The 13,986-nt window shown below is 70.5% G+C and carries 13 protein-coding genes; 7 read left to right on the top strand and 6 right to left on the bottom strand.

Annotation, left to right across the window (positions count from 1 at the left end):
- The first annotated feature begins 5 nt into the window (after positions 1-5).
- Genes ACFT2C_RS14580 through ACFT2C_RS14570 form a run of 3 tightly spaced genes read left to right on the top strand, consistent with a single transcriptional unit; the run spans position 6 to position 3,457 of the window.
- Positions 6-962, top strand: coding sequence for a carbohydrate ABC transporter permease (locus ACFT2C_RS14580; RefSeq protein ID WP_377207772.1), 957 nt, complete (start codon positions 6-8; stop codon positions 960-962).
- Between the two features lie 2 nt (positions 963-964).
- Positions 965-1,795 (top strand): carbohydrate ABC transporter permease, encoded by an 831-nt coding sequence (locus ACFT2C_RS14575; protein ID WP_377207802.1) that lies wholly within the window; start codon positions 965-967, stop codon positions 1,793-1,795.
- A 6-nt stretch (positions 1,796-1,801) separates the two neighbouring features.
- On the top strand, positions 1,802-3,457 hold the full coding sequence (locus tag ACFT2C_RS14570) for a hypothetical protein (RefSeq protein ID WP_377207771.1): 1,656 nt from the start codon (positions 1,802-1,804) through the stop codon (positions 3,455-3,457).
- A gap of 48 nt (positions 3,458-3,505) precedes the next feature.
- On the opposite strand, the gene ACFT2C_RS14565 is transcribed toward ACFT2C_RS14570, so the two are convergent.
- Together ACFT2C_RS14565 and ACFT2C_RS14560 are read right to left on the bottom strand one after the other, a co-directional pair.
- Entirely contained in the window at positions 3,506-5,026 is a 1,521-nt protein-coding gene (locus ACFT2C_RS14565; RefSeq protein ID WP_377207770.1) for a hypothetical protein, read from the bottom strand.
- A 78-nt stretch (positions 5,027-5,104) separates the two neighbouring features.
- Positions 5,105-5,962: a UbiA family prenyltransferase gene (locus tag ACFT2C_RS14560; RefSeq protein WP_377207769.1), complete on the bottom strand. Its 858-nt coding sequence runs from the start codon at positions 5,960-5,962 to the stop codon at positions 5,105-5,107.
- Positions 5,963-6,029: 67 nt separating this feature from the next.
- On the opposite strand from ACFT2C_RS14560, the gene ACFT2C_RS14555 reads away from it, so the two are divergent.
- The 3 genes from ACFT2C_RS14555 to ACFT2C_RS14545 are packed head-to-tail and all read left to right on the top strand — an operon-like array spanning position 6,030 to position 8,789.
- The gene (locus ACFT2C_RS14555; RefSeq protein WP_377207768.1) at positions 6,030-7,145 is read left to right on the top strand and encodes a type III polyketide synthase; all 1,116 of its coding nucleotides are present in this window, start codon (positions 6,030-6,032) and stop codon (positions 7,143-7,145) included.
- 1 nt (position 7,146) lies between these two features.
- Positions 7,147-7,674 carry an isoprenylcysteine carboxyl methyltransferase family protein gene (locus ACFT2C_RS14550; RefSeq protein ID WP_377207767.1) on the top strand — a complete coding sequence of 176 codons (528 nt, stop codon included), beginning with the start codon at positions 7,147-7,149 and terminating at the stop codon, positions 7,672-7,674.
- A 5-nt stretch (positions 7,675-7,679) separates the two neighbouring features.
- Entirely contained in the window at positions 7,680-8,789 is a 1,110-nt protein-coding gene (locus ACFT2C_RS14545) for an NAD(P)/FAD-dependent oxidoreductase (RefSeq protein ID WP_377207801.1), read from the top strand.
- A 144-nt stretch (positions 8,790-8,933) separates the two neighbouring features.
- On the opposite strand, the gene ACFT2C_RS14540 is transcribed toward ACFT2C_RS14545, so the two are convergent.
- The 4 genes from ACFT2C_RS14540 to ACFT2C_RS14525 all read right to left on the bottom strand — a co-directional run bounded on the left by ACFT2C_RS14540 (position 8,934) and on the right by ACFT2C_RS14525 (position 12,259).
- Positions 8,934-9,212: an IclR family transcriptional regulator C-terminal domain-containing protein gene (locus tag ACFT2C_RS14540; RefSeq protein WP_377207766.1), complete on the bottom strand. Its 279-nt coding sequence runs from the start codon at positions 9,210-9,212 to the stop codon at positions 8,934-8,936.
- A gap of 100 nt (positions 9,213-9,312) precedes the next feature.
- Positions 9,313-9,711, bottom strand: coding sequence for a hypothetical protein (locus ACFT2C_RS14535; RefSeq protein ID WP_377207765.1), 399 nt, complete (start codon positions 9,709-9,711; stop codon positions 9,313-9,315).
- A gap of 303 nt (positions 9,712-10,014) precedes the next feature.
- Positions 10,015-11,142 carry a hypothetical protein gene (locus ACFT2C_RS14530; RefSeq protein WP_377207764.1) on the bottom strand — a complete coding sequence of 376 codons (1,128 nt, stop codon included), beginning with the start codon at positions 11,140-11,142 and terminating at the stop codon, positions 10,015-10,017.
- Positions 11,143-11,491: 349 nt separating this feature from the next.
- Positions 11,492-12,259, bottom strand: a complete 768-nt coding sequence (locus ACFT2C_RS14525) for an IclR family transcriptional regulator (RefSeq protein WP_377207763.1) — start codon at positions 12,257-12,259, stop codon at positions 11,492-11,494.
- A gap of 89 nt (positions 12,260-12,348) precedes the next feature.
- Between ACFT2C_RS14525 and hutH the strand changes: the two genes are divergently transcribed.
- A complete protein-coding gene (gene hutH, locus ACFT2C_RS14520; RefSeq protein WP_377207762.1) occupies positions 12,349-13,971 on the top strand; it encodes a histidine ammonia-lyase in 1,623 nt (540 codons plus the stop codon).
- The last annotated feature ends 15 nt before the right edge of the window (positions 13,972-13,986 follow it).

Below are 13,986 nucleotides of genomic sequence, written 5' to 3'. Positions count from 1 at the left end.
GTCCGATGGCCCAGGAAACTCCTGTCGCCGCGGCGCCGGCGCCCGCACCGGCGCCGGCGCCGACACCGAGAACACGGCGCCGCCGCCGGCTGCGGCGGCCAGGTCAGACCCTCGCGCCGCTGCTGTTCATCTCCGCGGCCGTCGTGCTCTTCGCCGTGTTCTTCCTCGGCCCGGGGCTGCTCGGGCTGTACTACTCGTTCACCGACTACACCGGTGTCGGGGTCCCGCAGTTCACCGGGCTGGAGAACTACCAGAAGCTGTTCGGCGACGAGCAGTTCTACTCCTCGATCGGCCGCACCGTGCTCTACACGGTGTTCGCGGTCCCGGCGCACTACCTGGCGGCGCTGGGCATCTCGTTGCTGCTGGTCTCGGCCGCCACCAGGTTCCGCACGGTCGCCCGGGTCCTCTTCTTCCTGCCCTGGCTCATCTCCCCGATCGTCACGGGCGTCATCTGGCGCTGGATCTTCGGCGAGAACTTCGGGCTGGTCAACTACGTGATCACGCTCCTCAACCTGCCGCCGCAGCAGTGGGAGACCAACGGCGACCTCGCGCTCGCCGTCGTCATCCTGGCCAGCACCTGGTCGGGAACCGCGTTCACGATGCTGCTGTTCATCGCGGCCCTGCGGAACATCCCCAAGTCCTACCTGGAGGCCGCCCAGATCGACGGAGCCTCGGCCGCGCAACGCTTCTTCAGGATCACGCTGCCGCTGCTGCGCCCGACGTCCTTCATGGTGATCCTGCTCGACACCCTCGGCGCGATGAAGGAGTTCGCCATGGTGCAGGCGCTCAACGGCGGAGGGCCCGGAACCGAGAACATGCTGATCGTCCAGTACATCTACCAGACCGGCTTCGAGCGGGCCCAGATCGGCTACGCCAGCGCTGTGTCGATGGTGCTCATGGTCATCCTCATCGTGATCGCCGTCGTCCAGATGCGCTTCGACCGGAGCGAGGACCTGTCGTGACCATGCCACGTCCAGCCTTCCGCGGTGTCAATCCCTGGCTCACCCTGCTCCTGGTCGTGATCGCCGCACTGTTCGCCTTCCCGATGCTGTGGTTCCTGCTCAGCTCGTTCAAGCCGGGCAGCGAGCTGTTCAGACTGCCGCTGACGCTGTTCCCGGAGAGGTGGACGATCTCGGGCTACGCCACCGCCTGGACCCGGTTCGACTTCTGGAGGTACTTCGCCAACACCGGCATCGTCGCGCTCGTCACGACGGCGTTGACCGTGCTGGTGTCCGCGATGACCGGGTATGCCTTCGCCAAATACAAGGCGTGGTGGCTGCAGGCGTTCTTCATCTGCATCCTCGTCACGACGATGCTGCCGACCGAGGTCATCATGCCTTCGACGTTCGCGGTGATCCGGGACCTCGGGCTTTACAACACCCTTGCGGGCATCATCGTGCCGTCGATCCTCACCGCGACCGGGGTCTTCATGTTCCGGCAGTACTTCCGGACCGTCCCGGACGAGCTGCTGGAGGCGGCGCGCATCGACGGCGTCGGCGAGATCCGGGCGTTCTTCGCGATCATGCTCCCGATCGCGCGGCCGATCGCGATCGTGCTGGGGATCTTCTCCTTCCAGTGGCGCTGGAACGACTACATCTGGCCGCTGATCGTGCTCAACGACCCCAACAAGTACACGCTGCAGATCGCGCTCCGGTCGATCGTGGGTGCGAACAACATCGACTGGTCCGTGCTGCTGTCGGCGTCGGTGATCTCCCTGGTCCCGATGGTGATCCTGTTCGTCGTGTTCCAGCGCCACATCATGAGCGCCGACATGAACTCCGGCCTGAAGGACTGATCTCCCGTGAACTTCGCAGGCCGGATGGCCGACCTCGTCGAGCCCTGGTGGGATCGCGAGCCGGATCCGCTCACGCTCGACCACCGTGAGCTCATGCGGATGGTCGCGACCGCCGTCGCGCTGCGGATCCTGCGGCCAGGGGCGGCCGCGTCCCGCCGGGTCGACACCGCGCTCGCCCTCGCGGAGCGGCTCGCCTCGCTGCAGGGCGCCGGCGGGCTGTTCTCCTCCGACGGGAACCTGCAGTCCCCGCCGGACAGCGCGTTCACCCTCAACGACGTCGGCATCACGCTCACGCTGCTCGAGCGCGCCGGCGACCCCGCGCTCGCTCCGTTGGAGCAGCAGCTGCGGGGCATCGCCAAGCGAGCCCTCCCCGCGCTGGTCACCGGTGGTGTGCACACGCCCAACCACCGGTGGGAGGTCAGCGCCGCGCTGGTTCGGCTGCGCGACGTCGACGAGCGGGCAATCGCCCGGGCGCGGCAGTGGCTCGCTGAGGGGGTCGACGCCGACCGCGACGGCCTCTACTCCGAGCGCAGCGCCATCTACGCGGCGTTCGTGAGCAACCCGTCGCTGCTGGTGCTGGCGGAGGGGCTGCAGCGGCCCGACCTCCTTCAGGCCGTGCACGACAACCTGCACAGCCAGCTCGACCTGACCGATGCCGACGGCGTCGTCGAGACGGTCTTCTCGCGCCGTCAGGACCAGGGCGGGCAGATGCCGTTGGAGGTCTTCCACACCCAGCTGCGGCGCTTCGCCGTGCGGGGCTGCGCCACCTGCGCGGCCGGCGCCGCGCGGTCGGAGCCGCGCACCGAAGGGGTGGCGGCGATCGCGCTGCTCGAGGTGCTTACCGAACCCGAGCTCGACGCTCCGCTCCCGGCCCCGCCCGCGCCGCCGAGCGTGGAACAGGTCCGGCACTTCGCCGACGTCGGGCTGCTGGTAGCCCAGCACGGGCAGGTGCGGTCCGTCGTCTACGGCGGTTCCGACGTACCGCACGTCGGTCATATCGGTTCGGGCCTGGCGGGCGACCCGACGTTCCTGAGGTTCCGGTCCGGTGCCGCCGTGGTGCGGTCGCTGCGGCTGTCCCGCGTGTTCTTCGGGCTCGGCCCGTTCCGTGCCGAGGCCCTGCAGGTCGCCGACGACGGCATCGCACACCTGCACGAGCGCGTCGCCGCCGGCTACTACCAGCCGATGGCGGACGGACGACGCCGTGCGGACGGGCGCTACCGGCTCGTCTCCGACGGACGTTTCAGCGCCTCGATGGCGTTCGACGAACGAGCCCGTGACGAGGTCGAGCTGGTGACCGACGTCGTCGTGCGCAGGGGCTCGGGCGTGCGCGGCGGCCCGGGCGCCGTCGAGCTGCAGGTCACGACCAGTGGTGCGGCCACGCGGTGGTCTCTGGAGCTCGCGCTGGGAGACGGTGCGCTGACCGGCGTCGAGCAGGTCGCCACCGACGTCTACCGCATGGCCGGCCACGCGGCCGAGCTGCGCAACGGCGACGACGCCCTGGTCATCGAGACCTCGGTCGATCCCGAGCCCGACGTGGTCGGCACCTATGAGCCCGGTGAGGCCTTCACCTTCCTGGGCGGCACCGACGCCCTGGACGGCCCTCGCCTCTACCTCACCGGCACGACCCCCGGCGCCTGGACGCTGACCCTCCGCCCCGCCTGATACTTGTCGCGCGCCCAGCCTCCGGCTGACCTGCCTGTTCATCGGCTGTCAGTGCGCTAGTGCCCATGTGTCGGTGCGTGACGTGATCCGAGCCAGGGCGGTGGCGAGCTGCCGGGTGGTCGTCCCCGGCTTGATCTTGCGGTAGCGGTACACGAAGTTGGGGTAGTAGTGATTCCACTGCCCTGCCGCCCACTCCCTGGGGATGAGCAGGTCGCCGAGCGTTTCCTGTGCGGCGTGGAAGTCGAACCAGTTGAGGTACTCGTTCTCGACGATCGATGCCCTCCGTGCCTTGTGCTCGATGCCTCTGCCCAGAAATCCGCTGTCCTGGACGAGAGCGACGAGTCGGAGCTGATCGCCCTGCACCTGCCAACCCACGGACCGGTTGATGTTCGACGCCAGCGGCCGTAGGTGGGTCACGAGGCCCGTCCCGCGCGTGAGGTCGATCTTGAGGGCGACGTGTCCGCCGTGCTCCAGATCGATGGCATGGCCGAGCCCCGTGAAGCGCATTCGCTGGAGCGGCCCCAGCCAACTTCCGGGCACGGAGTCCCCGAGCGCTGTGGTCACCCAGAACGGCCCGTCCAGCTGGTTGCGCGGGTCGATCGCATCCCTCAGCCCGACGAGTCGACGGACGAAGGCCCGGTAGCGATCGAACAGCTCGGGATCGGATCCGAGCACGTCCAGGGTGATGGCGTCCAGGGCGAGGGCAACGTCGTCGAACCGGACAGGACGCCACGGGGCGGCGAGCACGAAGGGCGGCTCCATGAGGGTCAACAACCAGTAGGTCGTGTCCGGTGCGCCGAGTGCCCCGTGGCCCGCCGACCACGGCAGCGGTGCGGAGGCAAGGGCTTCGAGCTGCCCTGCATCGGGGATCGAGTAGATCTTGATCTCGATCACGAACCGGTCGCTCCCCCCTCGGCCTTCTGCGACGACGTCGATGTGTCGCCACTCGCGCCACACGGTCAGCTCGCCGCCGGAGGACGCCGGCGTGAAGAGGCGGCGTAGCGGCGCGGTGGCGTCGGGGTAGGTGCTCATCAGGAAGCCGAGCAGGTTGCTGTGGAACCGCTCGGGAGCGCCACGCGCCATGTGCCAGACGACGTCGGACTCAAAGGCCTCCACGATGGGGGTCACCTGCTCGGCGGTCGTCGGCTCCTCGACCCGGACCGCCGCGGCGAGGTCATCGTCGCCGACGTGCCGCGACCTCCGGCTGGTCAGGATTCGGTCCAGGTCGGCGGCAAGGACGTACCGCACCGGGTTCTGCGAACCGGGCGAGAAGATGCTCGAGACATCGGTCCCGACCCATTCGGCGCTCTCGGTGGCCGGCGTTCCGTCGAACGCGATCCGGCCCTCGTCGCCGCGAGGAGGCGCGGGGTGCCACGCGTGGACATCGAAGACGCCTCGAACGATGCCGTCAGCGACCGCGACCGCTCGGGTGACCCGTGTTGCCTTCTCGGCGGCCACGCGCCAGTAGCCGCGCGCGAGGTACAACCCATCGTCCGAGACGTCCCGTGACCAGCTGTTGCCGATGCGCAGGAGTACGGCGAGATCGGCGTCCTTGTCGACGTTGGCCATGGTGCCTTCCCTTTTCTTCGACGCTACCCCCGATGGGATGGACGGCGCCCGCAGCCGCCGGCTGATCTCCCGACCGGGTCAGGGGACCACCGCGATGTCGGCTGCGGCCAGGGCCAGCAGCACCACGCAGACCACCGCGACGCCCATGCTGAGGCCGAACGGCGCGCGGCTGTGCGGCCGGGCGACAGCCACGGCGCCCGCGGCAAGAGCCAGGCCGACGGCGACGCCGCCGCCCATCCAGACGGCTGGATTCGGGGCACCGCTCGGGCCGGTGACCACCACGGCGACCGCGACCACCAGGAGGCACGGGGCGAGCACGCCGGACGTGCGGCGACCGAGCCGGTGCGGCAGACCCCGAACGCCCGTCGAGGCGTCGTCGTCCAGGTCGGGCAGGGTGTTCGCGACGTGCGCTCCTACGCCCAGCAGTGCCGCGGCTGCGACCGCCCAGCCGGCCGGGACGCGTGGGCCGGGCGCCGCGAGCACGACGAAGACCGCCAGCAGCCCGAACGACAGCGCATAGGGCGACCAGGACCACGCTGTCTTCTTGAGACCGGCGTTGTACGCCCACGCCCCACCCACCGCTACGAGATGGGCGGCCCCAGGCACGACGCCCAGCGCCAGCGACGAGGCGACGCACACGGCGAGCGCCGCGAGCGCGGCGACGCGCAGCGTGCGCGCGGTGAGGAGCCCTGCCACCACGGGCTTGTCGGTTCGGCCGACGGCGACGTCGCGAGGAGCGTCGATCCAATCGTTGGACCACCCGACAGAGAGCTGACCGGCTCCGACCGCCACCGTGATGAGCGCCAAGGTGCCCCATGCGGAGCCGAGGGCCGCGGCGAGCGCGGCAGCCAGAAGGGTCACGACGGCAGCCGGAGCAGCGTGGCTCGCGAGCACGAGGCCGCGGGCCAGGCGGCGGGCTTCGTTGCCGTGCATCATGAGCGGAACGCTAGTCCTGGCGGGTTCTCCCCGCGCGGGTATTCGGGTCGTACGTCACGATGCTTAGATGTCGCGCGTCCTGGCAGTGGAGTCGGTCCTGCCCGAGCACGTGTACGCCCAGGAGGCGATCACCGCGGTCCTCGGGCCGATCGTGGCGCCAGATCCGGCACGGTCCGCATTGCTGCGCCGCTTGCACGCGGGGGCCGGCGTGGACCACCGTCACCTGGTGCTGCCGCTCGAGCAGTACGCGAGCCTGCGTTCCTTGCGCGCCGCCAACGCGGTCTTCGTCCGCGAGGGCGCCTTGCTGGCCGAGCAGGCGTGTCGGCGGGCGCTGGCCGCCGCCGGACTGGAGCCGGGGGACGTCGACCACGTGTTCGCCACTTCGGTGACGGGCGTGGCGGCGCCATCGCTGGACGTGCTGCTCTCCGAGCGGCTCGGCCTGCGCAGCGACGTGCGGCGCACGCCGTCGTTCGGCCTTGGCTGCGCGGGTGGCGCCGGCGGGCTGGCGCGCGTGCACGACCACCTGCTGGGCCGGCCGCGCGACGTGTCTCTCCTGGTGTCGGTCGAGCTGTGCTCCCTGACCCTCCAGCACGGCGACGACTCCACGGCCAACCTGGTGGCCTCCGGCTTGTTCGGCGACGGCGCGGCAGCAGTCGTCGTCGTGGGCGGGGAACACCCACTGGCGCCGCCGACGTCGCCGCGTGCCGCCGCGCCGCCGACGGCGGCCCGTCGGCGGCGCACCGCGAGGGTGATCGACACCCGCTCGCGGCTGTACCCGGGCACCACGGCCGCGCTCGGCTGGGAGGTGCGCGACACCGGGTTCGCGATCGTGCTCTCCGCCGGCCTGCCGGACCTGCTGCGCGCGCACCTGCTTGCCGACGTGAAGGGCCTGCTCGCCGAGCACGGCCTCGCGCCCGACATGGTGCCCACCTGGGTGGTGCACGCAGGCGGGCCCCGGGTCATCGATGCCGTGCGCGACGCCCTCGCGCTGCCCGAGGAAGCCGTCCGCGAGAGCCGGGCGAGCCTTGCCTGCGCGGGCAACCTTTCGTCCGCGTCCGTGCTCGACGTGCTGGCCAGGACTCTCGCGCGATCCGACGCCCCGCCGGGCTCACCGGTCGTGCTCATGGCCTTCGGCCCGGGCGTGTCGTGCGAGCTTGTGCTGCTGCAGCTGGACGGCCGCTGAGATGCTGGGGCTCTATGTCGCCCTCGTGGGTGCCACCGCGGTCGAACGCCTCGCCGAGCTCGTCGTGTCGACCCGCAACGCCCGGTGGTCGTTCGCCCGCGGCGGTGTCGAGTCCGGAAGGGGGCACTTCCCGGCGATGGTTGCTCTGCACAGCGGGCTGCTGGTGGCGTGCGTCGCCGAGGTGGTGCTCGCCGACCGGCCGTTCCTGCCGTGGCTGGCCTGGCCGATGCTCGTCCTCGTGGTGGCGAGCCAGGTGTTGCGGTGGTGGTGCGTGGCCACGCTCGGCCACCGCTGGAACACCCGCATCATCGTGGTGCCGGGGCTGCCGCTCGTCTCCGCCGGCCCATACCGGTGGATGCGCCACCCCAACTACGTGGCAGTGGTGGTCGAGGGCGTCGCGCTCCCGATGGTGCACACCTCCTGGGTCACGGCGCTCGGGTTCACCCTGCTGAACCTGGTGCTGCTGACCCGCTTCCGCATCCCGGCCGAGGACCGGGCACTCCGGCTGGCCGCACCCGGGGTGCGGTGAGCATCATGAGCCACGGCGGCGCGGACACGGACCTCGTGGTGGTGGGGGCCGGGCCGGTCGGGCTGGCGGCGGCCATCCACGCGCGGGCGGCCGGGTTGGACGTGCTGGTCGTGGACCGACGGACAGGCACCCTCGACAAGGCATGCGGCGAGGGACTGCTCCCCGGCGCCCTGCGTGCCGTGCAGGCGCTCGGCGCCGACCCACCCGGCCATCCGCTCTCCGGGATCAGCTACCGGGCACCCGGCCGACACGCCGACCACCAGTTCGCTGCCGGGACCGGCCGAGGCGTCCGTCGCACCGCACTGCACGAGACCCTGAGCAAGCGCGCCGCCGACGTCGGTGCGCCACTCCTGTACGGCAGGATCAAGGCCCTGCGGCAGGACGCCACAGGCGTCGAGGTCGAGGTGGCCCCCGGCGGTCGTGCGGACGGCACCGGCGGGGGAAGAGCTCCGGTGACGGTGCGCGCCGGCTGGGTGCTCGGGTGCGACGGCCTGCACTCCACGGTTCGTCGGCTGGCGGGGCTGGATGTCGCTTCCGGGCAGCCCGGCGGCCAGCCGGCGCGCAACCGCTACGGCCTGCGCCGGCACTTCCAGGTGCCACCGTGGACCGATCTCGTCGAGGTGCACTGGGCGCCGCACGCCGAGGCGTACGTGACACCCGTCGCCGCCGACGCCGTCGGCGTCGCGCTGCTCGGGTCTCGAGCGGTGTACGAGGCGGGGTTCGACGCGCTGCTGCGCTCGCAGTTCCCGGAGCTCAGTGCACGGCTCGCCTCCGCCACGGCCGCCGGAACGCTGCTCGGCGCGGGACCACTGCGCCGTCGGTCGCGGCGGCGTTCCGCCGGACGGGTGCGGCTCGTGGGCGATGCGTCGGGCTACGTCGACGCCCTGACCGGTGAGGGGGTTCGCGTGGGGCTCGCTCAGGCGGACGCCGCCGTCCGCCATCTTGGTGACGCCGACGCGTACGAGAGTGCGTGGCGGACGGTGACCCGCGACTACCGCGCGCTGACCACAGGGCTGCTCGCCTGGGCATCGAGTCCTGCCCGTGGGGCTATCGTGCCCGCGGCGTCGCGGGCGCCGTGGCTCTACGGTGCCGTGGTCGAGCGGCTGGCCCGTTGACCCGCAACGAGCTCGATCCAAGGTCCGGCCGGGGCCGCCCTGCGCGCGGCGTTCGACGAGCTGTGCGCGTCCGGGTACGGCGACCGCGACATCGCCGTCACGCGCCGCTTCGTCGCCGAGCGAGGCTGACGGTCGCCAACCGGCTCACCGCGCCCCCAGCCGCCGGCTGACCTCCCGCGCCGCCCGGGTCGCCTGCTCCGCCAGCCATGCCCGCCCGGCCTCGTCATAGGCCTCCGAGCGGAACGTCACCGCCAGCCCTGCCACGGGCCGCCCCGTGTGGTCCACCACCGCAGCGGCCACCGACGCAAAACCAGTGGTCACCTCGCCGTCCTCCACGGCGAACCCCCTGGCTCGCGCCTCGGGCAGGACCGTTCGCAGCTCACTATGACCCGCGGCCACCGCCGCGGGGATCTTGTTCCACACAAGCAACGAATCCTGCTGGCGGTGGCCGCCTCACGTCCAGACATCAGCCCAGGTCACGGCCACGATCTACGGCTGTTGTACAAGTTGCCTGCGCCCGAACTCAGGTCTCGGGGTTCCCGTCGCAGAGGTTCTTCGGGGCTTTCGTGCCGCAGATGTGCATGTCCCAGTCGCTGACCACGGCGTATTTTTTCCCGTCCGGCGTGGTGTAGCGGACCGTGAAGTCCCCGACATGGGCACCGCCCTCATCGGCCGTCACGGCGACCAGCATCTCGTCGGTCTGGCCCTTGCCGTCCATGTTCTCTGTGCAGGAGCGCTCGACCTTGAAACCTTCCACGCCCTCTTGGACAGTCCCCGACCAGTCTTCGTAGTTGTTATCGAGCGGGGTGCCAAGCATGCTTGCGACCGGGTCGAATTCCGAGTCGTCAAACGTCCGGAGGTAGACCCGAACGGAGAGTGGCCGCAGGCCCTCGTCGCTCATCCAGTCGACGCCGTCGATCACTATGGGCCCGGGCCCATTGGCAACGCAAGGGAAAATTGAGCCGAATGTTGTTGTCCAAGTGCCGTCAGGCGCTCGTTGGTCAGCGGATGACGCAAAGCCTCCACTGCCCGCGTACAAGGCCATCGGATGCTGGTCATCGTCACTGTGCACTGTGGCAGCAGAGCCCGCCTGACAACCAGTGGTCAGAACAAGCACTGCGACGGCTAGCGTTGCTGCCCGAAGAGCGGACGACATGCGAAGACCCTTTCATGAGGCATTGGCAGGGACCGCGCGGTACGAGTCCGCGCGGTCCCGCATCCCGGCTTACTGCAGGAAGAGCGCGACGTTCGACGCGTAGGCCGGCGCAAGGTCGCCACCGCATATCTTCTTGTTGGTCGAGTTCGGCCAGTAGGTGTACTTCTTACTGACGGAATACTGCCTCTCGGCATCGAGGTTGATCCCGATCGCGCTGGCGGCCTCAATACCGCCGCTGGCCTTGTACGCGTTGCCGCTGGACGATTCCCGATGCCACTCACCTGTAGCGTTGAGTGGGGCACAGTTCCTGTAGTCCGGCTTGCTGCTGAGGCTCGCTGATTCGACGCCACCGGTCGTATACCGTGCCCGGAACTTATAGAAGTAGTCAGTGCCGCTGACGCAGTCGAAGGTACGGCGAATCTCATACCGCCCGAAGTCCACCTGCACCTTGTACGCTCTGAAACTGTTGTTCTTCACGAAGTTGAAACCCCAGTCCGACTTCACCGTCTTGGTACCACTCGCCGAGAAAGAGCTGTTGTCAGTCGACGAACCGATGCCGAACTCCCAGGTGTGTTCGACGCCGCTGGCGAAGCCGAACGCGGCCTCACTTACCCAGTCACTATTGACGAACGTCGAGCCCACTCGGGACCAAACATTGCGGTGGCCGAGCAGTGTCGTCGAATAGAAGACGTTGCAGTCGGCAGGTGCCATGTCCTTCGCCGCCGCGGATCCCTCCGCTGTCACTGTGAGTTCCGCCGTTGCGACGGGGACACCACCGTCGGCCGTAACCCCTGCCCCCTCGGCTTCCAGGTCCTCCACCGCGTACAACGGGTCGGCCCAGACGGCTCCCGCGCCCAGGTCCGTTGCGCGTGCCGTGAGCGAAGTACTGCCTTCCCAACCTGCGGCGGTGTCGACCACGTCGACCTCGAAGTCCACCAGGCCACCCTCATAGACGGCCGCAGCCGGAATGGTCTCGGGTGCGATATTGATCGTGGCACCCGAAGCGCTGATGTTCGTCATCGTGGCGTCCACTGTGTGTAGGTCTGCCTTGCCGCCGTCTGGAAATGACTCATCGTTCACCTCGGTAGGCCAGGCTGCGACGTACACCTGAGCGGATGATGAGAGCTCGTACCCTGCGGGCGCGGCGAGCTCGAAGGCCGGCAGTGCCGTGGCCAGCGCTGGGTCCACCTCGACCACAGGAGCATCGGCGACCGCTTGCGTTGACCCTGCCGTCAAGAGACTGAAAGAGAGTGTTGCTCCCGCAATGAGGCGAGTCTTGTGTGTACGTAGCACAGATACTCCTTCGACGGAACGTTCGCTGAACTTGCCGTAACCCAGGTCCGCCTGTGGACCGCTCGGCGAACCTAACGACGGGTAGACAGCGCTGTCACCGAAAGTAGCGGGTGAAAAACGGTGATACGGCAGCGTGCCTGGGTTCAGTACGCCACAGGGGTGCGAGTCGTTGGGGGTTGACCCCCAGGACCCTCTTGACCGCACGATATTCAGAAGGATCGCAAGAGACTGCGTGGGTGAGTTCGCCCCCACCTCACCGCGCCCCCAGCCGCCGACTCACTTCCCGCGCCGCCCGCGTAGCCTGCTCCGCCAGCCCTCCTCGCCCGGCGTCGTCGTACGCACCCGAGCGGAACGTCACTGCCAGTCCCGCCACCGGCCGTCCCGTGTGGTCCACGACGGCGGCGGCCACCGACGCGAACCCGGCAGTCACCTCGCCGTCCTCCACGGCGAAGCCCCGCTCCCGCGCCTCCCGCAGCACCGTTCGCAGCTCGCGCAGCGTGCGCGGGCCGGATCCCGTGAGGTCGGTGAACGACCCCGGCGTCGGGTACAGCGCCCTGACCTGGGCCGGGGGCAGCAGCGCGAGCACCGCGCGCCCGCTGGCGGTGAGGTGGCTCGGGAGGTGGACGTCGACGTCGGTCACCAGGGGCGGACGTCCCGCCGCACGATGCTCCACCAGGTACAGGACCTCCCGGCCGTTCAGCACCGCGAGGTGCCCGTTCTCGCCGGCCGTCTCCACGAGGCGGGCGACGACCGGGGCCGCCAGCCGGGTGAGCGGCGCCTGCCGGGTGTACGCGCTGCCCAGTCCCAGGGCGGCGACGCCGAGGCCGTAGCGGCGCTCGTCCGGGAAGTGCCGCACGAAGCCCTCGTCGCGCAGCACCGACAGCAGGTGATAGACGCTGGAGCGGGGCAACCCGATGCCGTGCGCGATCGCGCCCGCCGGAACCGGCCCCGGCTGCGCCGCGAGGAACGTCAGCAGCCGGGCCGTGGTGCGGGCGGCGGGAACGGCGCTGCTGCCGGCCACTGTTTCCTCCCGGTGAACTGTCTGGTATCCCAGACTCTATCCGCGGTTCCGGGCGCGCCACGCACCCGATAGCGGGGTTCTATGAGCGCATGAGCACCTTGCACCACGAGGGGCCGACGTCGGACGCCCGCCCGGCCGCCCCGGACCTGCCCCGGCACGTCGTCCTCGACGGCACGCCGCTGACCGTCGACCAGGTGGTCGCCGTCGCCCGGTACGGCGCGTCCGTCGAGATCCACGAGGCGGCGCTGTCCCGGATGGCGACCAGCCGCGCCGTCATCGACGACCTCGCCCACGACGCCGTGCCGCACTACGGCGTCTCCACCGGGTTCGGAGCGCTCGCGCGCCGGCACATCCCCGCGGAGAAGCGGGCCCAGCTCCAGCGCAGCCTCGTGCGGTCGCACGCCGCCGGGTCCGGTCCCGAGGTCGAGACCGAGGTGGTGCGCGCTCTGCAGCTCCTGCGCCTCGCGACCCTGGTCACCGGGCATACCGGCGCCCGGCCGGTCACCGCGCAGACCTATGCCGCGATGCTCAACGCCGGGATCACACCCGTCGTGCACGAGTACGGGTCGCTCGGGTGCTCCGGGGATCTCGCGCCGCTCGCTCATGTCGCGCTCACCGCGATGGGGGAGGGGCGGGTGCGGGTGGTCTCGACGGGCTCGACCAGCGATGTCGACGCTGCTCAGGCCCTCGCCGACGCCGGCATCGCGCCCCTCGTGCTCGCCGAGAAGGAGGGCCTCGCCCTCATCAACGGCACCGACGGCATGCTCGGCATGCTCTGCCTCGCCCTCCACGACCTGCGCCGCCTGCTCACCACGGCCGACGTCGCCGCCGCCCTGTCCGTCGAGGCCCTGCTCGGTTCGGACGCGCCGTTCGCCGAGGACCTCGTCGCGATGCGCCCGCACCCGGGCCAGGCGGCGTCGGCGTCGAACATGCGCAGGATCCTGGCGGGCTCGCCGCTCATGGCGAGCCACCGCGAGCTGGACGACGCCGGAAACCCCGCGTGCACCCGCGTCCAGGACGCGTACTCCCTGCGCTGCGCGCCCCAGGTGCACGGCGCCGCGCGCGACACGCTGGAGCACGCCGCGACGGTCGCCGGCTGGGAGCTGGCGTCCGCGATCGACAACCCGGTGGTCACCTCCGACGGCCGGGTGGAGTCCAACGGCAACTTCCACGGGGCGCCCGTCGCGTACGTGCTGGACTTCCTCGCCATCGCGGCCGCCGACCTGGCCAGCATGAGCGAGCGGCGCACCGATCGGTTCCTCGACGTCTCCCGCTCCGAGGGCCTGCCCGCGTTTCTCGCGCACGACCCCGGCGTCGACTCCGGCCACATGATCGCCCAGTACACGGCCGCAGGGATCGTGTCCGAGATGAAGCGCCTGGCGGCCCCGGCCAGCGTGGACTCGATCCCGAGCTCCGCCATGCAGGAGGACCACGTGTCCATGGGCTGGGCCGGCGCGCGCAAGCTCCGCCGGTCCGTCGACGGGCTCACGCGCGTGCTCGCCATCGAGGTGCTCACGGCGACGCGGGCCCTCGACTTCCGCACGGAGGCCCCCGCGGCGGGCACGGGTGCGGTGCACGCCGCCGTCCGCGCCGCCGTGCCCGGTCCTGGACCGGACCGCTACCTCGCACCCGAGATCGAGCACGTGGTCCAGCTCGTGGCAACCGGCGCGATCGCGGCGGCACCCACCGCCGCCGTCGGACACCTCGACTGAACCTGACCGAACCCG

This window comes from Promicromonospora sp. NPDC057138, assembly GCF_042670845.1.
GTDB lineage: Bacteria > Actinomycetota > Actinomycetes > Actinomycetales > Cellulomonadaceae > Promicromonospora.
The sequence above is the reverse complement of the archived record's forward strand: the minus strand, read 5'-3'. Positions and strand labels throughout refer to the sequence as shown.

Bases quoted from the DNA above. Each gene is read 5' to 3' on its own strand.
- ACFT2C_RS14580 (WP_377207772.1), top strand. From the start codon at position 6: ATGGCCCAGGAAACTCCTGTCGCCGCGGCGCCGGCGCCCGCACCGGCG.
- ACFT2C_RS14575 (WP_377207802.1), top strand. From the start codon at position 965: ATGCCACGTCCAGCCTTCCGCGGTGTCAATCCCTGGCTCACCCTGCTC.
- ACFT2C_RS14565 (WP_377207770.1), bottom strand. From the start codon at position 5,026: ATGGCCAACGTCGACAAGGACGCCGATCTCGCCGTACTCCTGCGCATC.
- ACFT2C_RS14560 (WP_377207769.1), bottom strand. From the start codon at position 5,962: ATGATGCACGGCAACGAAGCCCGCCGCCTGGCCCGCGGCCTCGTGCTC.
- ACFT2C_RS14555 (WP_377207768.1), top strand. From the start codon at position 6,030: ATGTCGCGCGTCCTGGCAGTGGAGTCGGTCCTGCCCGAGCACGTGTAC.
- ACFT2C_RS14550 (WP_377207767.1), top strand. From the start codon at position 7,147: ATGCTGGGGCTCTATGTCGCCCTCGTGGGTGCCACCGCGGTCGAACGC.
- ACFT2C_RS14545 (WP_377207801.1), top strand. From the start codon at position 7,680: ATGAGCCACGGCGGCGCGGACACGGACCTCGTGGTGGTGGGGGCCGGG.
- hutH (WP_377207762.1), top strand. From the start codon at position 12,349: ATGAGCACCTTGCACCACGAGGGGCCGACGTCGGACGCCCGCCCGGCC.